The sequence below is a fragment of the Enterobacter cloacae complex sp. IR5441 genome, assembly GCF_049238215.1.
GTDB lineage: Bacteria > Pseudomonadota > Gammaproteobacteria > Enterobacterales > Enterobacteriaceae > Enterobacter > Enterobacter hormaechei_C.
This window is the reverse complement of the sequence record NZ_JBMKIA010000052.1, coordinates 1-15,773: the sequence shown is the minus strand read 5'-3', so window position 1 is coordinate 15,773 and position 15,773 is coordinate 1. Positions and strand designations below refer to the sequence as shown.

Below are 15,773 nucleotides of genomic sequence, written 5' to 3'. Positions count from 1 at the left end.
TTGATAAAACTTTTCCCGTCTTTTGCATGCTTTACCGCATACATCACACTTTCCGGATTTCTCAGCAAAAGTTGAGACCTCATCGAACCGCGTTGTTGTAATTCCACCCCATCCCATCGCCTTACCCTCTGTCGTTACCCGCTGACGGGCGTAAAAAAGGCCGCCACTGGCAGCCTTAATCAATTTCTTCAACCGTGATTTTGCAAACGATGGCGTACCGCTTAACCGGGTCACCATCTGCGTCCTCTGGGCGTGCATATGAATCGCGTGTCATCAGATAACTGATGATGTCGCCAACCTCTGACATGTCAGGACGCTTCGTAAATAGAGCATCAGCACCAATAATTGCTATTGTCTCTTTCATACTTCACCTCATATGATTTGCCCGCTGATGCGGGAGAAATGCTAAAGATGCCCAAACTCTTTCATTAGCATCTCTTCGTTATGTTTAATCTTTCGAATGGCGTATTCGCCATGATGGAAAACTGCCGCCTCGTTAAAAGCACGCACAGCATCAATTTTTGTTTGGAAAGTACCGAGGGCTATTTGCTTCCTGTTAACCTTGATCTGCGCTCTCCAGCTCCCATGACGCTTATCAATGCTGATCCCGATGTAACCGCTGGTGTTTGTTGATTTAATGGATACATTCCGGCAGTTTTCCTCACGCTTAGCCTCTCTGAGGTTAACTAGGCGGTTGTCAGCTTTATCGCCGTTGATGTGGTCGATAAAACCTTCAGGCCAGTGTCCATGCACATAAAGCCATGCGAGCCTGTGAGCAAAGTATTGCTTTTGGTCGATCAGGATCTTGATGTACCCGTAACTGGTTTGCGTCCCCGCATAAGGAGATTTATTGCGAGCGCCTTTGTTAAAGTTCCATTTGAAATGACCACTTTCAGGATCGTAAGTTAGGATTTTGCGGAGATACTCTTGGTTTAACTCAGGCCGCATAATTACCTCTCTGCTTGTTTACCGTCAGCCCCTCGCAAAGAGCTGCTGGTAAAGATTCCCCGATGTTCGGGAACTGAGCAGCAAATCATTCCGGTGCGGAGTCCTCTTCGTGTGCTATACCCGCCACGCGTTACACACCTGCCTCAATCCCATTGGGCGCTATTTCAATTTGCCAGGAGCGCTCCGGGTGATTTGCTGCTTGGTTGAATTCTTAATGAGCAGGCGACTTTTTGTCCGCCGCTGGCTAACTTCGCTCAGCTGTCGATGTTTCGTTTCGATGAGCTAACAATAGCTAAAGCGATTATTTGAGTCAATCGCCAAAACGATATTTATCATCGATAAAGCGATAAATTATTGAATGTTAAAGCGATATTTTTTTATTTTCTGAAGAAAAAAGTGATAAGGATTTGGTTTTTAGAAGGGGTGAGAAAGAGAGGATGGATCTGCGGACAATAAAAAACCCGCCGGAGCGGGTTATGCGAATCGTTTATAGTCGACTGACTGTCTGAGTAGTACCTTTGCCATGACGTAGAACGCGTCCTCGTCCTCTGGCTCAACGTACCACTTCTCGTAAATGGGGTTGTCGGATATTACTGCCAGACGGTCACGCTGCATCTGAAGTCGCTTAACATGCAGTGTTTTGCCGAAGACGAAGACATATACCCCGTCACCATCAAAATGCGTAACGCCGGTATCAACGAAGATCTGATCACCAGGCGAAATCGTCCCATCCATACTGTCGCCATTCACGGTAATGACTTTAACGTGTGTAGCTGGCCGGTTGCCAAATAAAGCGCGCGCCTGTTCAGTCGTGTATTCTATGGCACGGATAGTTTCAATGAAATCGCTGGTTACCAGTGTTCCCGGCCCAGCACTGGCTTTAACGTCGAGTACATCCACGCGATAAATCCCATTCAGTGACGGCTTAACCTGGTATAGCGCAGTTGGCTCCCGGGCGCCACCGGCAGCCATTTCCCCCTCACCAGTAGAAAGCCATTCAGGGCGAACGCCAAGCACAGAGGCAATCTCAACTGTTTTTCGAGAACCTTTAGCATTCTTGAGTAACTTATTTACGCTGGACTGAGCCATGTCGACCTCTTTAGCTAATCGACCCTGTGTATATCCAGCGTTTTCCATTGCCTGCGCTAAGCGCTCCGAGAATCCCATATTCACCTCTGTTAATGACTCCTTTAACTCTATCGCTCAAGCGATTATTTAGCAAAAAATCGCCTATGCGATTGACATTCGCTAAAGTGATAACCATAATCGCTTTAAACTGATAGCTGAGGTGATTATGAAGACCCCAACAGTAGAGAAGAACTCCGCAGTAGAGAAAGCGATCGCCATCGCTGGCAGCCAGAAAGAACTGGCAAAACGTTGCGGCAAAGCTCAGTCCACTATCTGCGACTGGCTTAACGGAAAGAAACGCATCTCCCCAGTTCACGTTCCTGAGCTGGTGAAAGCGGTTGGTGGTGAAATCCAGGCTCATGAATTCCGCCCGGATCTGCCGTCCATCTTTCCACACCCTGACAACCATGCCGCTTAACGGCGGCCCTAACCACGAAAGGGAAAGCAATGCATTCACTTGCGTATCAACAAGGTAACAAATTTTCGCCAACGGCGATGATTTACCAGAATCGCCGGGAACCTGATTCCAGGGCGTTAAACATCGATGGGATCCGCGCAGCTGTTCGCGCCTGGGCAGCTGATTGCCGCAGCCGTGAATTTGTCGCCGCTCTGATTGTTGAAGAGTGGCGGGCAATCGGCGGCACCGGACTTGATATCCCGACTGACTCACACCGCCAGATGCAGAAGGTGTTCCGCTGGATCGACGGCGACACCGAATATGCGGCCAACAACATTCGCCAGCTGGCACCGGCAATCATGTCCGTCCTGCCGCTGGAGTATCGAAACCGCCTTGCGCCACAGAACGACACGATGTCGCTGATCGCCTCTGCGATGAAAGAGTGTGCCGAGGCTAAACAGGCCGTGCTCCTGGACGCTCCAGAGCATCAGAAGCTGAAAGAGGTAAGCGAGGGTATAGCGTCGCTGTTCCGTCTCATGCCTGAGCAGGTAGGCCCGCTGATGACGATGGTTACGTCGATGCTGGGGGTTATGTGATGGGAAGTTTCAAAAATGGCGAAAGCCGGTCTGCGCGAACAGAGCCGACTTTCTGGTGGAATTAATTGGATCAATTCACAGAGGCAATTATGCATCTCGAGCCATTAACAAAGCAAGTCGGCGTATTGAAGACTATGGATGTTCCAGCCGACTTCAGAATGGAAGGGTGGGTATACGTGTTAAGCAATCCATGTATGCCTGGCATCTACAAAATTGGAATGACCACAACAAGCCCGGAAGTTCGAGCGCGAGAACTTTCATCAGCTACTGGTGTTCCTGCTCCGTTCAAGGTTGAAGCGGCTTTCTACAGCCATTCTCCGCTCGAAGCTGAAAAAGAGATTCATGATGCTTTGTCGGAGTGGAGAGTAAACGAGTCTCGCGAATTTTTTCAGCTTGATTTGAAAGAAATTATTCATGCGTGCTCTTGCAGCTGTGAATGCCAGGTCGGTGAAAAAGCTGAATATATAGCTATTTACCACGACTTCATCACTTTTGAGAGCCTCAGCAAAATCAATATACCTGAACTTTTTAATGAGATTGGGATTAGCGTCTTCGGCGACAAGCTTGCAGCTGCTGAGCGATTAATTCGAATCGGTGCGGAAACTATTTTCAATATCCGTAGAAAAAGCGGCGTTGTTATCGCTGTGCACGATTCAAATGCGTATGCGATCGAACCCGCTGATGAACAGGCGCTAAAAGAAGCCATGAATGAATATCAGGCTCATAGAGAAGAGCTTGATAGACGTGGAATTTACGGCCCAGAACAACCAGTGGAGTTTTAAATGGCCAGATCGCGAAATATCAAACCCGGCTTTTTCACGAACGACGAGCTTGCAGAATGTCAGCCGCTGGCGCGCATTCTCTTCGCTGGTTTGTGGACTATCGCCGATAAAGAGGGTCGCCTGGATGACCGCCCTAAGAAAATTAAAGCCATGGTGCTGCCTTTTGATGATGTCGATTGTGACGCTTTGTTGCAGCAGTTGCATCAGCACAAATTCATCAACCGTTACCAGGTAAAAGGCGATTCCTACATTCAAGTTTCTAACTGGAAAAAGCATCAGAACCCGCACTGCAAAGAAGCGGCAAGTGAGATACCAGAACCATCTCAGAACCAAAATGGCACCGAACAAGAACAGTGCAATTCAGATGCAAAAGAGGAAAAGGAAGAAGAGGGAAAGCCTCAAGTCATTGAAAATAATGAAGCACAAGAAAAGCACGGTGCTAGTAAGGTGCAAGAACAGGTTAAGAACAGTTTAAATCCTGCTGATTCCCTTAACCTGATTCCTGATTCCCCTATCCCTGATCCTGATTCCTTGGTTAACACCCAAGCCGCTTACGCGTCTTGCGAAGAGGCCAATGCGGATATTCATGAGATATCGAGTCGGTACGCATTCGAGGGCCAAATCGTTCGGCTGAACCACAAGGACTATCAAGCATGGTTAAACCTGTACCCGCTGATAGACCTGAATTACGAACTTCAGAAACTGGATATCGAGTTCACGCATGAGAAGCCAAAAAATTGGTTTATCACTGCCAGCCAGAAGCTGAGTTATCAGAACAAGCAAGCGGCAGTACGCGGCAAACCAGCCGCCAAGCCGGATCTGGACTTCAACAACACTGACTGGGCCTATGAGGTGATTCGATGAAATCTCTTGCAGAGCAGATGCGTAACCACGACCGCGAGCAGATGAGCCGCATGGCTCATAACCTGCCAGAGCAGTACCAGGAACGCGCACCGGTCGAGCAGGTGGCGCAGGTATTCAACAAGCTGTTCAACGAGCTGCGCGCCGCGTTCCCGGCCAGCATGGCGAACTTCCGCACCCAGGACGACCTGAACGAATTCCGCCGTCAGTGGCTACTGGCGTTCCAAGAGAACGGGATCCACTCAATGGCGCAAGTCGATGCCGGTATGCGCATTGCCCGCCGTCAGGAGCGTCCATTCCTGCCGTCGCCGGGCCAGTTTGTCGCCTGGTGCAAACAGAGCGGCGGGGCGCTGGGCATAACCGTTGACCAGGTGATCGCCGAATACTGGGACTGGCGTAACCGTTCGTTCGAATTCACCTCCAGTGAGCATTTCCCCTGGTCGCAGCCGGTCATGTACCACATCTGCGTGGAACTTCGCCACCGCAGCACAGAGCGCCAGTTAACGCATGGTGAGCTGGCACGCGAGGCGGGCGACCTGCTGGACATGTGGGAGAAGCGAGTAACCGAGGGTAAGCCAGTGCCGCCAGTGCGCCGGGCTATTGCCGCACCAGCTGCCGAACACGGTCCAACGCCGATCCAGCTGCTGCTGGCGAAGTACAACCGCAACAAGTCGAACGGGATGGTGTGAGATGACCATAACAATCCGTGAGCAGGTGCTGGCAGCACTGCGCAATAACCCAGGGCTGAGCAACGCCAAACTGGCAGGGCTTATCGGCATGGACACCAAAAAGATATCAGGGACGGTGAGTACGCTGCTGGCTGATGGCCTGATCAGCTGCGAAGGCAAATACGGCCAGCGCCTGTACAGCCTTACCAGTTACGGCATGCGCTTCGCCCCTGACACGATACCGGGCATGAAACAGGGTAAGTCGAAGTTAATTCAGCGGACGGACACGAACGTGATCTGCCAGGAGTGCCGCAACAGTCCGGCGATGAGAAGGGTATTGATGGTTTGGGGGAGGGTAGGGGTATGAGCGAATGGAGTGATTACCGCTGGATGGTTAGGACCATGGCGAAAGATAACGGTGTAACGCTCACCAGCATCGCCAAGCACTGCGGCGTATCGCAACGGAAGCTTAATAAAATTCTGCAAACCGGGCCATCCAAAGAACAGGAAGAGCTCATAGCCGAAGCTCTGGGGTGCGCAGGGTGTGACCTTGCGGAAATCCACAGGCAAATGGGCGAGTTATCAGACAAGTACGGGAGGGCAGGGGTATGAAAATTTACATCGCAGGACCAATGAAGGGTTACGAAAACTACAACCGTCCGATGTTTAACGCAGTAGCACAGCAGATGTTATCAGGTGGTCATGTGGCATTAAATCCGGCCACGCTCCCAGATGGTTTATCTCAGCGTGAGTATATGGACATCTGCCTGGCGATGCTTCGCTGCGCAGACGCCATTCACATGCTGCATGGGTGGCAAGAGTCGGATGGTGCCGTCGCTGAGCATGCCATGGCTAAAAAGCTGGGAATTAAAATTTCTTACCAATTTGAAGGGGCCGCACAATGAGCACTCAAATCAAACCTTGCCCGTTCTGCGGAAGCAAAGACGTAGAGGCATTCGCGCAGTACGAAGAGGATTGCCCTTACCAGTCGGCAATTGTTCGCTGCCATTCTTGCGACGCGCAGTCTGCTCAGATGGTTGGAGCGAACAAAATCAACATGGCGATTGCTGCATGGAATAAACGTGTCGGGGAGGCAGCCCAATGAGCAACATCGACAAACATGCTCTGATTGCAAAAATCAAGAAGCAGACCGAAAGCTTTGACACAGTGGTGTTGCAAGAGGATGAGGCTAACGCGCTGCTGGATGAGCTGGAAGCCGCAGAGAAGCGGATTGCTGAGCTGTCACACCATCTTCAAAGCGCGCACGCCTTTATCGAACATACAGAGGCGTTTGGCTACGAAGCCTCAAACGGGATTCTGTGCTGTGGTGATGCGCAGTGGAATATTGATGCGTCTAAGTCGGCTCTGGTCGCAGCCGGTAAAGGAGAGTGATATGGCTAACTTGCTCGACTTACTCGGCATAGATTCCCGGCGCAGCAGCATGACGCTTGTTGAGTACAAATATGACCCTAAGGAGCGGGAGCGACTTTCAAAGTATCTCGTCAGGCATTCATCCAGCGTTAGCGGTACAACCCTGGAGCAATACATTACCGTTGAGCGAGACCGTTATGGCGCATTCAAACCCGCTGTCGCATTGGACGATTTTCCAGGCGGACTAAGCGACAGGGAATCAATGTTGAAACTGGCTGACTGGCTGCATCGCCTTGGCGTAGCGATTGAAGATGAATGGAGTAACCCATGAGCACTATGACCAAAGAACGCGCAGCACAAATTGCAGCAGGCGGCGGATTTAACTTTGATGAGATTGCGGTGTTGGCGCGTATCGCGCTGGCATCGCTCGAAGCGGAGCCTGTTGGTGAGGTTGTCCTCGGCATGTATGACGATTGCGGATGCCACCCGGATGCAAGGGTGGCGTGCATAGCCGCTGATGGTCAGGCTGACTGGGAGAATTTCAAAGATGGCACTCGGTTATACACCGCCCCGCCAGCGCCGGTATCTGTGCCCGCTGCGATGGAAATGGATGATGACTTTGACAGCGCGTTTGAACACGGAAAAGCTGTCGGCTGGAACGCCTATCGCGCCGCCATGCTTCAGTCGTTCGGTAATTCCGAACAACTCAACTCTCCGGTGATTCAGGATGGTTGGGTGGCTTGCGTTGAGCGGATGCCTTCCGCAGGGGAACAAGTGTTGGCGTACCGTCCAGACGCGCCGGAAAGTAATGATCCATTAATCAAGATGGCAACGTACGTTGGCGGGTCAGCACACGGACACGGCTTTGATTGCTACTGCAAGCCAACCCACTGGATGCCGCTGCCAGCAGCACCGCAGCAGGAGGCATGATGTACGACAATTACACCATCAACCGCTGCGACGCCATGGAGTGGCTTGCAGAGCATTACCCAACCTTCCCGGACAGGATGCCAGATGTGCCGCTTAAGGCCGACTGGTGTAGCGCCAGCCTGTTCAGAGGGTGGAGTTTCGTTATCTTGCTCGATGGTTCACTGGTCTTTGCTGACTGCCTGTCACCTCCCATCCGGGCAGAAGACATGGCTGGCTTCAAACTGCCTGAGTTGACATAGCTACCATACAAGCGATATGGGGATTCACATATCGACCCGCCCAGGGCCTCTTCGGAGGCCTTTCTCTTTAGTTGATTTTGTTGAATCAACCGTCCATACTTTCTTTGCTGACGGCCTGAACACCCATTGGCGACTTCTGCGCATTTAAGGGGACTTAAATGCGACCACAATCTGAACTCCTCACCTTGTCACAGATGCAGAAATGCACCTGCGATTTTCTGCATTCTGCGGTTTCCGTTAAGGAGGCCGTATGACCCTGCCAGTAGACGGGATCAAACTCCATCGCGGTAACTTCGCGGCCATCGGCCAGCAGATTCAGACATTGCTGGATGCCGGGCAATGCTTACGCCTTCAGGTTAAGCCATGGCGAGAGAAGCGCAGCCTGTCGCAGAACGCTCTCAGCCACATGTGGTACACGGAAATCAGCGACTATCTCATCGCACGCGGCAAGACCTTCGCTACGCCTGAGTGGGTCAAAGACGCGATGAAGCACACCTATCTCGGCTACGAAAGCAAGGACAGGGTAGACGTCGTGTCCGGAGAGGTAACCACGGTCCAATCCCTCCGCCATACGTCAGAGCTGGAAACGGGCGAAATGTACATCTTCCTGTGCAAGGTCGAAGCCTGGGCGATGAATATCGGCTGCCACCTGACCATCCCTTCCGACTCCCAATACCAGAAATTGAGGGAGGCCCAAGATGCATAACTGGAGCGATATATTTTCCATTGTTGATGGAAATCTTGTGTGGGCCATAAAGCCAGCTAACAGGGTAAAAATTGGTGACGTTGCAGGATGCCTTAGCGATGGCTACAGAAGGTTTGAATACTCTGGCTGTCAATACCTGGCACATAGAATTGTATGGGAAATGATAAACGGCCCAATTCCGGAAGGAATGGAGGTTGACCACATAAATCACGTCCGCGCAGACAATCGGATTGAAAACCTTAGGCTGATAAGCCAGTCGGATAATACCCGTAACAAATCGCTGCCCAGCACCAATACGTCAGGTGAGATTGGTATCCATTGGAATAAAAAACTAAGCAAGTGGCATGTCCAAATCAACGCCAACGGAAAAAGAAAGTTCGTGGGTGTTTACGAGAGCATGGAAGAAGCAAAGCAATCTCGCGACAAGGCAAAGGCTAAGCATGGTTACCATGCCAATCACGGACTGCCCAATAGTCATTGCTACCAGCAACTGCGCGATAAGCAGGAGGCCTGATGTCTACTCCACTTTCCCGCGTCATCACAAACGAAATCTTCCGCGTTCCGGCGCGCCGCCAGCGCAAGCCCGCGATTAAGCCCTCCGACATCCCGACTATGAAAGGCTACACCGCCCGCCTGGTAGATCAGAAATGGCTGCGTCTCGCGACGAGGAGGAAACGTGCGTAAACCATCCCGCCGCAAGTGCAAAGTGTGTGGTGAATACTTCGTGCCTAAATTCCACGACATCCGGATCCGCTGGTGCTGCCCGGAGCACGGCGCAATCCTCGCAATGGAAGAACGTGAAAAGGAGAAGGTGAAAGCCGCCGCTAAGCGCATCAAAGAGCAGAAAGAGGCCGAGAAGGTAGGTCGCCAACGGCGCAAGGCCAAGCGCGAGTCACTCAAGTCTAAATCTCAGTGGGATAAAGAGGCTCAATCAGCTTTCAATCGCTACATCCGGATCCGTGATGAAGGTAAGCCATGTGTCAGTTGTGGCAATCCACTCATCGGCAAAAGTAATTACCTGACTGGCAGCGCCATTGACGCCAGCCATTACCGCTCACGCGGCGCTGCCTCACACCTCAAATTCAACGTGTTTAACGTCCACTCCGCTTGCACCCGCTGTAACCGGCAGTTGAGCGGCAATGCCGTCGAGTACCGGATCCGACTGATTGAGCGTATTGGCCTGGAGCGTGTCGAGCGCCTTGAGGCTGACTATTCCCCACGCCGGTTTGACGTTACCTACTTGAAGCGTGTGAAAGCAATTTTTTCCCGCAGGGCCAATGCACTGATGAAGCGCCGTCAAAAATTACAGGAGAGTGCAGCATGAAATGCAAAGTTGAAGGTTGTGATCGTGAATGCAAACACTACCCAGGAAAGGGTATCTGTCAAATGCACTACTTCCGAATGATGCGCTACGGGACTTACGAACTCACAAAAAACGGTAAAGGGAAATTCAGGCATAAAAATGCGAAGGGATATCAAATGCTCAAAATTCCGGATCACCCACTATCAATGGCGAATGGTTGCGTATATGAGCACCGAAAAGTTGTTTACGACCGCTATGGAGAAACACTTCCACCATGCGAAAAATGCGGCAAGAAGGTCACATGGAAAACCGCGCATATTGATCACATTGATGAGGTTGTTGATAACAACGCGGACTCAAATCTTAGAGTTCTTTGCCGGGCGTGTAATGTCATGCGATCTCGAGTGCATATCCCTGAGCACACCAAAAAAGGTCGATCCCGGATAACCTTTGATGGCGTAACTAAAACCGCATCTGAATGGTCTAGAGACCCACGAGTAAACCTTTCCCCTACAACTATTCTGTGGCGAATAAAAAATGGAATGGACGCTGAGACAGCTCTCTTTAGCCCCAAGGCTACTCATCGCCACACAAAGGCTAAAACAGTTACTCCGATTTATGGCGAGTATCAGGGGCCAAAGAATGGTCAGGAGGCCGCATGAACCACACCGACTTCCTCCGGTACCAGGCCGAAAGCGTTAAGCGCGCCAACCTGCCACCAGTAGCAAAGCACAGCCAGACTAAAACCAATCAGCCACAGAAGGAAGCCGCGTAATGAGAAAGCTCACACCAATTTACACCATGGTTAACTTTGTCGATGACGCCCATTTCCGGCGTGTCTGGAAGCATCCTAAGAAGACCATCACAACCAAGCAACGAGCCTGGGTGCAGTACATGATGTCAGTGTGGGGCAGAATTAATCGCGGCGATGACTCACCAGCTGGCGCTGTTAACGTTATTGGCCGCCTGATGATCCGGACTCAATGGAATCCTGATATGGGTGGACACATCGAGAGAATGGTCAACTGGCTTTATAGCGACGAGGGGGGGGCGCTGAGAGGTGAGGAACTCTATAAGAAAGCTCGCGAACTGGTCATCCCTCAATCCTCTACCAGCAACATCATCGCTCTCGCCAAAGAATCAGATGATGCAGCGTTCGTTGAAAAGGTGATGGTCAAGTTATTCCACCGTGAAAGCCCAGTCCGCGATTACGCCATTAAACGATACTGCGAACGCAACTGCACGCAAGATATCGCCAGGAAGATGCACCTGATCACCGGATTAGATATCCAGGCTTGCCGCCGCCGGGTTGTCTGGTGTGAAAAAGTCTTTGAGGCAGAAGTTTTCTATGCAATGAAGCGAGAAATAGAGAATGAGATTTCTCTAATTGCTGCCTAAATGAAAAATATTTCTCAAATAACTTGATTTGGCGAAATGGAAGTGTATATTTTGATGTATGCTCGGTCGTAACAGCGAAAGAGCCAGCAGTAAACAAATTACGAAGTAGAAAACGCCCTGGGTTAATAGCTCGGGGCTTTTTCGTATCTGCACAACGGAAATCGCTTTGAGTATGTGACGGCATCCCGGTAAGACCAGGCACATTTCCCTGGCGCGGCAAAGCGATCCCCGTTGTGGTGAAAGCAGGCGCCGATGTGCCGGGACACAAGTGGAGTAACAACGAAACGACGTCGGCGAGTTCCCGGCCGCCACAAACCAAACCCACTACCTGGGACCCTTCGGCCAGAGAGCCGACATTGCCTTACCCTCATCTTCCCGGCCTGTCGCCGGGTTTTTTATTTGCGATGTCCGGTCGTTGTTTCCTGGCATCCTTCCACTCTACACAAACAGCACCCCGTTCTTTCGGAGGTGATATGGCTAAACGTATGCAAGATAAAGAGAGCATTGCCGGTCTTTCCTGGATCGTCGTCCTTGTGCTCGCCTGTTGGGGCGGCCTTGTGCGTTACCTGATCGACGTTAAACAGAACAAAGCGACCTGGAGTTGGATCAATGCGCTGGCTCAGATAGCCGTTTCTGGCTTTACCGGCGTGATTGGTGGACTTGTCAGCGTAGAAAGTGGCCTGAGCCTTTATATGATTCTGGCGGCAGCTGGAGTTAGTGGCGCCATGGGTTCTGTTGCGCTGACTTATTTCTGGGAACGCCTGACGGGGATGAAAAATGCAAACCAATAACTTCAAATTCTCACAGCGCAGCGAGAACAACCTTAAAGGCGTAAATCCTGACCTGGTGAAAGTGATCCGCCGGGCGCTGGAAATCACACCGGTAGACTTCATCGTCATCGAAGGGCTGAGAACGCAGGCCCGGCAGAAAGAGATGGTCGCCACCGGTAAATCTCAGACGATGAACAGCCGTCACCTGACCGGTCATGCGGTCGACATCATCCCGGTTAACACCACCTGGAAGATTGAAGAGTTCAAGCCTTTGCTCAAAGCGGTTAAGCAGGCAGCTGACGAACAGGGCCTGAAACTCCGCTTCGGCATCAACTGGAAGAATGACCCGGCGCTGCCTATCGAAACCAAATTCATCGACGCGCCTCACGTTGAGATCCCCGCATGAACATCAGCCTGAAGTCGCTGATAGTGCCAGGCGTGATTCTCCTGCTGGCGCTGGCATCGTGGTTATCGTATTCCAGCTATAAGGGAGAGAAGAAACGCGCTGACGACGCTGAGCAAAGCCTGTCACTGGCAAACGCCACCATCACCGACATGCAAACCCGTCAGCGTGATGTCGCTGCACTGGATGCCAAATACACGAAGGAATTGTCCGATGCGAAAAAAACCATTAACGATTTGCGTCGGGATGTCGATTCTGGCGCTAAACGGCTGCGCATCGCCGCAACCTGCCCTGGAGTGTCAAAAGCCACCTCCGCCACCGGCGTGGATGATGCAGGAACCCCCGAACTTACTCCAGACGCTCGACGGAATTATTTCGATCACCGGGACGGAATCGCAACCGCTGACAAAATGATTCTCGGCATGCAGGACTACATCAAAGAGCAGTGCTTAAAGTGAGGTAATCATGGTATTAGAAGGCAGTCAAAACCCATCCAAGTTCCGTGACGAATGGGATAAGCAGACCCAGGGGAAATAGAGCCTCATCCCTGAGGTTCTGACACAGTCTCTCCTCTGGACTTTAACCGTAGCAAATTCTCACAGCCTCGCATCCGCGGGGCTTTTTTATGCGCATCTCACGCGCACATCAACGAGAGCTTTTCAGTAAGCGAGCCTGAGAAAAGCCGTTATAGGTGGCGACCTCTCTCGGGCGGCTTTTCTGTGAGACAGGCTCACTTTCTAAAAGGTAAAGACGCTATGAATAATCCGTCAGTTATTCCGGCCTTCGACTTCCGCGAAATGGTCACGACCCTCGACAACAAGATAATCACCACATCACTCAAGGTGGCGGATTACTTTGGCAAGCGACACAAAGACGTTTTGCGTGCCATACGTAACCTGAAATGCTCCGATGACTTCACCCAGCGCAATTTTGCGCCCATTGATTTCATTGATAAAAATGGCGATGTTCAGCCTATGTATAACATCACCCGTGACGGATGCATGATGCTCGTGATGGGGTTCACTGGCAAAACAGCTGCCGCAGTAAAGGAGTGTTACATCAATGCCTTTAACTGGATGGCCGAGCAGCTAAACCGGCGCATGGCGATGGGTGAAGAATTGCAGCATCGCTACGCCATCAAAGAAACGCGCTCAAAGCTGAAAGGCACGATCGGAAGCCGTTTGATGAACGAGCGGAAGAAAGAAAAGCGAGTTCTGGAACTCGAGCATGAGCACATCATGCAGGTGACGCAACCAGAACTTTTGGCTGGTAACTATTTTAAACCGTAAATGGAATAGTTAAATGGTGTAACATTATCTCTCTTGATAAGGAGGGTTAATGTCCGGATCACTATCAACCTCAGTTATATCCTTCCCATGGCGAGATATTATTACGCCAATCGTAGGGCTTGTTGGTGCATTTGGCGGGGCGCTTCTTGCCAATCATTTCGCCGATGAAAGATGGCAGAAACAAGTCCAATATGAGGCGAGTAAGGAATCTTCGAAAGTTGTCAGGGATAAAGGTGAGGAGTTATACACTCTCTGCTGTCGCTGGGAGAAGATGCTGTTTCTGATCCAAATGGCTCAGATAAGGTATATCAAGAGCCAGCGTGAGTGGGATGGATTCAATGATTACATCAATACTATATCGCTCGGCCCTGGAGTTTTTGATCGTTTAGAATCCTTGTTGCACATCTATTTTTATGAGCTTACCCCGCGCATTGGATTGATTCAGTCTGAGATGAAAAAATGCAATGAACTCTACGAAAAGTACCGTAGGGGTTTAATCACCGATGTCGAAGAAAGCTCAAGGATTATTAACCAGTCCTCAATAGATTTAGAAGAGCATATGCTAATCATGAAAGAACACATTAGAAATAAGCTGAAGATTTGATTTAACCGCCTCCGGGCGGTTTTTTATTGCCATCACCATGGGCAGACCCATCGTAATGGCTTTATGCAAAAGCTCTGGCGCTGGTATGTAATTACTTTGCTAGTAATGCCTCGGCTATGTAATCCCAACGGTCAAGATACTGCCCCTCATCAGCTTTGCTTATTTTGAATAGGGGGGCACTGTGATGCCAGGTGGCATGGCTGGCGACTACTTCGCTCGGAACGATGAAAACTTCGGGAAAGGTTTTATTGGCTATATCTTCAGACATATTGCAGAACACGTAAAAGAAATCAGGAGAGGCAGCAGGCATGTGCTTGCCGACCATCCATTGACGTGGCTGGCTTCTTGCCCAAGAGCCTTTAACCTGAATACTGATACTCTTTGAACCGTCAATAGTGGCAATTATATCTACAGCGCTAGAACCACTCGTTGTTAGTGCTGCGGATATTCCCAGGCGTGACAGCATATAGGCAATGAAGTATTCACCTGCATCCCCAGCGCTTTTAGAAGAGCGTTTAACAATTTCTGACATACTCAATCCTTTGGAATAAAACATGGCACTCACCGACAAACAAGAAATGTTCTGTCGCGAGTACCTCATCGATTTAAACGCCACGCAGGCGGCTATTCGGGCGGGGTACAGCGTCAAAACTGCAAACCGTATAGCTGCTCAAATATTGTCAAAACTTGACATCCAGAACAGGATCGTTGAACTCAAAACGAAGCGCAACGAGGACGTAGGAATTGATGCTGATTATGTGCTCCGGCGCTTGGTTGAGATCGACCAGATGGACGTTCTGGACATCCTTAACGACGACGGAAGCCTAAAGGCGATCAGCATGTGGCCTAAGTCATGGCGAACAACGCTTACAGGATTGGATATCAGCACCACCATTCAGAACTTCGACGAGGAGACGACGGAAACCATCCTCAAGAAGATTAAGTGGCCTGACAAAGTTAAAAATCTCGAACTGCTTGGCAAGCATGTACGTGTACAGGCATTCAAAGAGCAGGTGGAGCAGAAGGTCACTGCAACCCACAGCATTATGCCGGTACCGTCCTGCGATAACGTAGACGACTGGGAAGCAGCAGCGCAGAAGCAACAGAGCGAGGTTCTGGGTGGATGAATTACAAAGCCGTCTGGAAACCTCTGCCGGGATCGCAATCGCTCTCCCTGAGCTGCCCGTGTAACGAGATCCTCTACGAGGGCACGCGTGGGCCGGGCAAGACCGCTGCTCAGCTGGCGCGCTTTCGTCGCTTAGTTGGTTTGGGCTACGGCTCGTTCTGGCGCGGTGTCATTTTCGATACCGAGTATAAAAACCTCACCGACATCATCACCCAGTCGAAGCGTATGTATCGCCTATTTAATGACGGTGCGCG

At 50.8% G+C, this 15,773-nt stretch carries 30 protein-coding genes and 1 pseudogene; 27 read left to right on the top strand and 4 right to left on the bottom strand.

What is annotated here, in order from left to right:
• Window positions 1–175 precede the first annotated feature (175 nt).
• The 3 genes from ACOTX5_RS24955 to ACOTX5_RS24945 all read right to left on the bottom strand — a co-directional run bounded on the left by ACOTX5_RS24955 (window position 176) and on the right by ACOTX5_RS24945 (window position 2,115).
• Window positions 176–364 (bottom strand): hypothetical protein, encoded by a 189-nt coding sequence (locus ACOTX5_RS24955; protein ID WP_048983716.1) that lies wholly within the window; start codon window positions 362–364, stop codon window positions 176–178.
• Window positions 365–405: 41 nt separating this feature from the next.
• Window positions 406–948, bottom strand: a complete 543-nt coding sequence (locus ACOTX5_RS24950) for an HNH endonuclease (protein ID WP_047058706.1) — start codon at window positions 946–948, stop codon at window positions 406–408.
• Between the two features lie 474 nt (window positions 949–1,422).
• Window positions 1,423–2,115 carry a LexA family transcriptional regulator gene (locus ACOTX5_RS24945; protein WP_063407875.1) on the bottom strand — a complete coding sequence of 231 codons (693 nt, stop codon included), beginning with the start codon at window positions 2,113–2,115 and terminating at the stop codon, window positions 1,423–1,425.
• 127 nt (window positions 2,116–2,242) lie between these two features.
• Between ACOTX5_RS24945 and ACOTX5_RS24940 the strand changes: the two genes are divergently transcribed.
• The 25 genes from ACOTX5_RS24940 (at window position 2,243) to ACOTX5_RS24820 (ending at window position 14,393) form a co-directional block, all read left to right on the top strand.
• Window positions 2,243–2,494, top strand: coding sequence for a transcriptional regulator (locus ACOTX5_RS24940; protein WP_001514164.1), 252 nt, complete (start codon window positions 2,243–2,245; stop codon window positions 2,492–2,494).
• A gap of 29 nt (window positions 2,495–2,523) precedes the next feature.
• Window positions 2,524–3,069: a toxin YdaT family protein gene (locus ACOTX5_RS24935; protein WP_063945226.1), complete on the top strand. Its 546-nt coding sequence runs from the start codon at window positions 2,524–2,526 to the stop codon at window positions 3,067–3,069.
• Window positions 3,070–3,134: 65 nt separating this feature from the next.
• Window positions 3,135–3,851, top strand: a complete 717-nt coding sequence (locus ACOTX5_RS24930; RefSeq protein ID WP_139003205.1) for a GIY-YIG nuclease family protein — start codon at window positions 3,135–3,137, stop codon at window positions 3,849–3,851.
• A complete protein-coding gene (locus ACOTX5_RS24925) occupies window positions 3,852–4,715 on the top strand; it encodes a hypothetical protein (RefSeq protein ID WP_023330212.1) in 864 nt (287 codons plus the stop codon). It abuts the gene before it with no gap.
• Window positions 4,712–5,401 carry a replication protein P gene (locus ACOTX5_RS24920; RefSeq protein ID WP_063945314.1) on the top strand — a complete coding sequence of 230 codons (690 nt, stop codon included), beginning with the start codon at window positions 4,712–4,714 and terminating at the stop codon, window positions 5,399–5,401. The genes ACOTX5_RS24925 and ACOTX5_RS24920 overlap by 4 nt, the downstream gene beginning before the upstream one ends.
• A gap of 1 nt (window position 5,402) precedes the next feature.
• On the top strand, window positions 5,403–5,747 hold the full coding sequence (locus tag ACOTX5_RS24915) for a winged helix-turn-helix transcriptional regulator (RefSeq protein WP_040117296.1): 345 nt from the start codon (window positions 5,403–5,405) through the stop codon (window positions 5,745–5,747).
• Window positions 5,744–5,992: a helix-turn-helix transcriptional regulator gene (locus tag ACOTX5_RS24910; RefSeq protein ID WP_040117297.1), complete on the top strand. Its 249-nt coding sequence runs from the start codon at window positions 5,744–5,746 to the stop codon at window positions 5,990–5,992. The genes ACOTX5_RS24915 and ACOTX5_RS24910 overlap by 4 nt, the downstream gene beginning before the upstream one ends.
• Entirely contained in the window at window positions 5,989–6,285 is a 297-nt protein-coding gene (locus ACOTX5_RS24905) for a DUF4406 domain-containing protein (RefSeq protein WP_040117298.1), read from the top strand. Before ACOTX5_RS24910 ends, ACOTX5_RS24905 begins: the two co-directional genes overlap by 4 nt.
• Window positions 6,282–6,485, top strand: coding sequence for a Lar family restriction alleviation protein (locus ACOTX5_RS24900; RefSeq protein WP_022651090.1), 204 nt, complete (start codon window positions 6,282–6,284; stop codon window positions 6,483–6,485). Before ACOTX5_RS24905 ends, ACOTX5_RS24900 begins: the two co-directional genes overlap by 4 nt.
• Window positions 6,482–6,772, top strand: a complete 291-nt coding sequence (locus ACOTX5_RS24895; RefSeq protein ID WP_063945315.1) for a hypothetical protein — start codon at window positions 6,482–6,484, stop codon at window positions 6,770–6,772. The genes ACOTX5_RS24900 and ACOTX5_RS24895 overlap by 4 nt, the downstream gene beginning before the upstream one ends.
• Window position 6,773: 1 nt before the next feature.
• Window positions 6,774–7,082, top strand: a complete 309-nt coding sequence (locus tag ACOTX5_RS24890; protein WP_063945316.1) for a hypothetical protein — start codon at window positions 6,774–6,776, stop codon at window positions 7,080–7,082.
• The gene (locus ACOTX5_RS24885; RefSeq protein ID WP_063945317.1) at window positions 7,079–7,681 is read left to right on the top strand and encodes a DUF551 domain-containing protein; all 603 of its coding nucleotides are present in this window, start codon (window positions 7,079–7,081) and stop codon (window positions 7,679–7,681) included. Before ACOTX5_RS24890 ends, ACOTX5_RS24885 begins: the two co-directional genes overlap by 4 nt.
• Window positions 7,678–7,920 (top strand): hypothetical protein, encoded by a 243-nt coding sequence (locus ACOTX5_RS24880; protein WP_023157318.1) that lies wholly within the window; start codon window positions 7,678–7,680, stop codon window positions 7,918–7,920. Before ACOTX5_RS24885 ends, ACOTX5_RS24880 begins: the two co-directional genes overlap by 4 nt.
• Before the next feature lie 250 nt (window positions 7,921–8,170).
• Window positions 8,171–8,626, top strand: coding sequence for a YbcN family protein (locus ACOTX5_RS24875; RefSeq protein WP_126489774.1), 456 nt, complete (start codon window positions 8,171–8,173; stop codon window positions 8,624–8,626).
• Entirely contained in the window at window positions 8,619–9,140 is a 522-nt protein-coding gene (locus tag ACOTX5_RS24870; RefSeq protein ID WP_063945298.1) for an HNH endonuclease, read from the top strand. Before ACOTX5_RS24875 ends, ACOTX5_RS24870 begins: the two co-directional genes overlap by 8 nt.
• On the top strand, window positions 9,140–9,310 hold the full coding sequence (locus ACOTX5_RS24865; RefSeq protein WP_063945299.1) for a NinE family protein: 171 nt from the start codon (window positions 9,140–9,142) through the stop codon (window positions 9,308–9,310). The genes ACOTX5_RS24870 and ACOTX5_RS24865 overlap by 1 nt, the downstream gene beginning before the upstream one ends.
• The gene (locus ACOTX5_RS24860) at window positions 9,303–9,950 is read left to right on the top strand and encodes a recombination protein NinG (protein ID WP_045332620.1); all 648 of its coding nucleotides are present in this window, start codon (window positions 9,303–9,305) and stop codon (window positions 9,948–9,950) included. The genes ACOTX5_RS24865 and ACOTX5_RS24860 overlap by 8 nt, the downstream gene beginning before the upstream one ends.
• Complete coding sequence (locus ACOTX5_RS24855; protein ID WP_045332619.1) at window positions 9,947–10,591, top strand: HNH endonuclease signature motif containing protein; 645 nt, start codon at window positions 9,947–9,949, stop codon at window positions 10,589–10,591. The genes ACOTX5_RS24860 and ACOTX5_RS24855 overlap by 4 nt, the downstream gene beginning before the upstream one ends.
• On the top strand, window positions 10,588–10,704 hold the full coding sequence (locus tag ACOTX5_RS24850; RefSeq protein WP_023330221.1) for a hypothetical protein: 117 nt from the start codon (window positions 10,588–10,590) through the stop codon (window positions 10,702–10,704). The genes ACOTX5_RS24855 and ACOTX5_RS24850 overlap by 4 nt, the downstream gene beginning before the upstream one ends.
• Complete coding sequence (locus ACOTX5_RS24845; protein ID WP_126489773.1) at window positions 10,704–11,327, top strand: hypothetical protein; 624 nt, start codon at window positions 10,704–10,706, stop codon at window positions 11,325–11,327. The genes ACOTX5_RS24850 and ACOTX5_RS24845 overlap by 1 nt, the downstream gene beginning before the upstream one ends.
• Window positions 11,328–11,812: 485 nt before the next feature.
• Window positions 11,813–12,118 carry a phage holin family protein gene (locus tag ACOTX5_RS24840; protein ID WP_123277553.1) on the top strand — a complete coding sequence of 102 codons (306 nt, stop codon included), beginning with the start codon at window positions 11,813–11,815 and terminating at the stop codon, window positions 12,116–12,118.
• Window positions 12,105–12,503 carry a M15 family metallopeptidase gene (locus tag ACOTX5_RS24835; protein ID WP_063945274.1) on the top strand — a complete coding sequence of 133 codons (399 nt, stop codon included), beginning with the start codon at window positions 12,105–12,107 and terminating at the stop codon, window positions 12,501–12,503. The genes ACOTX5_RS24840 and ACOTX5_RS24835 overlap by 14 nt, the downstream gene beginning before the upstream one ends.
• Window positions 12,500–12,958 (top strand): lysis protein, encoded by a 459-nt coding sequence (locus ACOTX5_RS24830; RefSeq protein ID WP_063945273.1) that lies wholly within the window; start codon window positions 12,500–12,502, stop codon window positions 12,956–12,958. The genes ACOTX5_RS24835 and ACOTX5_RS24830 overlap by 4 nt, the downstream gene beginning before the upstream one ends.
• A 297-nt stretch (window positions 12,959–13,255) precedes the next feature.
• Window positions 13,256–13,789: a Rha family transcriptional regulator gene (locus ACOTX5_RS24825; protein ID WP_045332076.1), complete on the top strand. Its 534-nt coding sequence runs from the start codon at window positions 13,256–13,258 to the stop codon at window positions 13,787–13,789.
• Window positions 13,790–13,838: 49 nt separating this feature from the next.
• Window positions 13,839–14,393, top strand: coding sequence for a hypothetical protein (locus tag ACOTX5_RS24820; RefSeq protein ID WP_045892351.1), 555 nt, complete (start codon window positions 13,839–13,841; stop codon window positions 14,391–14,393).
• 91 nt (window positions 14,394–14,484) lie between these two features.
• Here the strand turns inward: ACOTX5_RS24820 and ACOTX5_RS24815 are convergent, their stop codons facing one another.
• Window positions 14,485–14,925 (bottom strand): hypothetical protein, encoded by a 441-nt coding sequence (locus ACOTX5_RS24815; protein WP_032617987.1) that lies wholly within the window; start codon window positions 14,923–14,925, stop codon window positions 14,485–14,487.
• Between the two features lie 22 nt (window positions 14,926–14,947).
• On the opposite strand from ACOTX5_RS24815, the gene ACOTX5_RS24810 reads away from it, so the two are divergent.
• Window positions 14,948–15,520, top strand: a complete 573-nt coding sequence (locus ACOTX5_RS24810) for a terminase small subunit (RefSeq protein ID WP_126508910.1) — start codon at window positions 14,948–14,950, stop codon at window positions 15,518–15,520.
• Window positions 15,517–15,773 (top strand): annotated as a pseudogene (locus ACOTX5_RS24805) (terminase); the annotation flags it as partial. The gene ACOTX5_RS24810 and the pseudogene ACOTX5_RS24805, both read left to right, overlap by 4 nt.

What these genes read in the sequence shown, in the direction of transcription:
- ACOTX5_RS24955 (WP_048983716.1), bottom strand. Translation starts at nt 364, where the DNA reads ATGAAAGAGACAATAGCAATTATTGGTGCTGATGCTCTATTTACGAAG.
- ACOTX5_RS24950 (WP_047058706.1), bottom strand. Translation starts at nt 948, where the DNA reads ATGCGGCCTGAGTTAAACCAAGAGTATCTCCGCAAAATCCTAACTTAC.
- ACOTX5_RS24945 (WP_063407875.1), bottom strand. Translation starts at nt 2,115, where the DNA reads ATGGGATTCTCGGAGCGCTTAGCGCAGGCAATGGAAAACGCTGGATAT.
- ACOTX5_RS24940 (WP_001514164.1), top strand. Translation starts at nt 2,243, where the DNA reads ATGAAGACCCCAACAGTAGAGAAGAACTCCGCAGTAGAGAAAGCGATC.
- ACOTX5_RS24935 (WP_063945226.1), top strand. Translation starts at nt 2,524, where the DNA reads ATGCATTCACTTGCGTATCAACAAGGTAACAAATTTTCGCCAACGGCG.
- ACOTX5_RS24925 (WP_023330212.1), top strand. Translation starts at nt 3,852, where the DNA reads ATGGCCAGATCGCGAAATATCAAACCCGGCTTTTTCACGAACGACGAG.
- ACOTX5_RS24920 (WP_063945314.1), top strand. Translation starts at nt 4,712, where the DNA reads ATGAAATCTCTTGCAGAGCAGATGCGTAACCACGACCGCGAGCAGATG.
- ACOTX5_RS24915 (WP_040117296.1), top strand. Translation starts at nt 5,403, where the DNA reads ATGACCATAACAATCCGTGAGCAGGTGCTGGCAGCACTGCGCAATAAC.
- ACOTX5_RS24910 (WP_040117297.1), top strand. Translation starts at nt 5,744, where the DNA reads ATGAGCGAATGGAGTGATTACCGCTGGATGGTTAGGACCATGGCGAAA.
- ACOTX5_RS24905 (WP_040117298.1), top strand. Translation starts at nt 5,989, where the DNA reads ATGAAAATTTACATCGCAGGACCAATGAAGGGTTACGAAAACTACAAC.
- ACOTX5_RS24900 (WP_022651090.1), top strand. Translation starts at nt 6,282, where the DNA reads ATGAGCACTCAAATCAAACCTTGCCCGTTCTGCGGAAGCAAAGACGTA.
- ACOTX5_RS24895 (WP_063945315.1), top strand. Translation starts at nt 6,482, where the DNA reads ATGAGCAACATCGACAAACATGCTCTGATTGCAAAAATCAAGAAGCAG.
- ACOTX5_RS24890 (WP_063945316.1), top strand. Translation starts at nt 6,774, where the DNA reads ATGGCTAACTTGCTCGACTTACTCGGCATAGATTCCCGGCGCAGCAGC.
- ACOTX5_RS24885 (WP_063945317.1), top strand. Translation starts at nt 7,079, where the DNA reads ATGAGCACTATGACCAAAGAACGCGCAGCACAAATTGCAGCAGGCGGC.
- ACOTX5_RS24880 (WP_023157318.1), top strand. Translation starts at nt 7,678, where the DNA reads ATGATGTACGACAATTACACCATCAACCGCTGCGACGCCATGGAGTGG.
- ACOTX5_RS24875 (WP_126489774.1), top strand. Translation starts at nt 8,171, where the DNA reads ATGACCCTGCCAGTAGACGGGATCAAACTCCATCGCGGTAACTTCGCG.
- ACOTX5_RS24870 (WP_063945298.1), top strand. Translation starts at nt 8,619, where the DNA reads ATGCATAACTGGAGCGATATATTTTCCATTGTTGATGGAAATCTTGTG.
- ACOTX5_RS24865 (WP_063945299.1), top strand. Translation starts at nt 9,140, where the DNA reads ATGTCTACTCCACTTTCCCGCGTCATCACAAACGAAATCTTCCGCGTT.
- ACOTX5_RS24855 (WP_045332619.1), top strand. Translation starts at nt 9,947, where the DNA reads ATGAAATGCAAAGTTGAAGGTTGTGATCGTGAATGCAAACACTACCCA.
- ACOTX5_RS24850 (WP_023330221.1), top strand. Translation starts at nt 10,588, where the DNA reads ATGAACCACACCGACTTCCTCCGGTACCAGGCCGAAAGCGTTAAGCGC.
- ACOTX5_RS24845 (WP_126489773.1), top strand. Translation starts at nt 10,704, where the DNA reads ATGAGAAAGCTCACACCAATTTACACCATGGTTAACTTTGTCGATGAC.
- ACOTX5_RS24840 (WP_123277553.1), top strand. Translation starts at nt 11,813, where the DNA reads ATGCAAGATAAAGAGAGCATTGCCGGTCTTTCCTGGATCGTCGTCCTT.
- ACOTX5_RS24835 (WP_063945274.1), top strand. Translation starts at nt 12,105, where the DNA reads ATGCAAACCAATAACTTCAAATTCTCACAGCGCAGCGAGAACAACCTT.
- ACOTX5_RS24830 (WP_063945273.1), top strand. Translation starts at nt 12,500, where the DNA reads ATGAACATCAGCCTGAAGTCGCTGATAGTGCCAGGCGTGATTCTCCTG.
- ACOTX5_RS24825 (WP_045332076.1), top strand. Translation starts at nt 13,256, where the DNA reads ATGAATAATCCGTCAGTTATTCCGGCCTTCGACTTCCGCGAAATGGTC.
- ACOTX5_RS24820 (WP_045892351.1), top strand. Translation starts at nt 13,839, where the DNA reads ATGTCCGGATCACTATCAACCTCAGTTATATCCTTCCCATGGCGAGAT.
- ACOTX5_RS24815 (WP_032617987.1), bottom strand. Translation starts at nt 14,925, where the DNA reads ATGTCAGAAATTGTTAAACGCTCTTCTAAAAGCGCTGGGGATGCAGGT.
- ACOTX5_RS24810 (WP_126508910.1), top strand. Translation starts at nt 14,948, where the DNA reads ATGGCACTCACCGACAAACAAGAAATGTTCTGTCGCGAGTACCTCATC.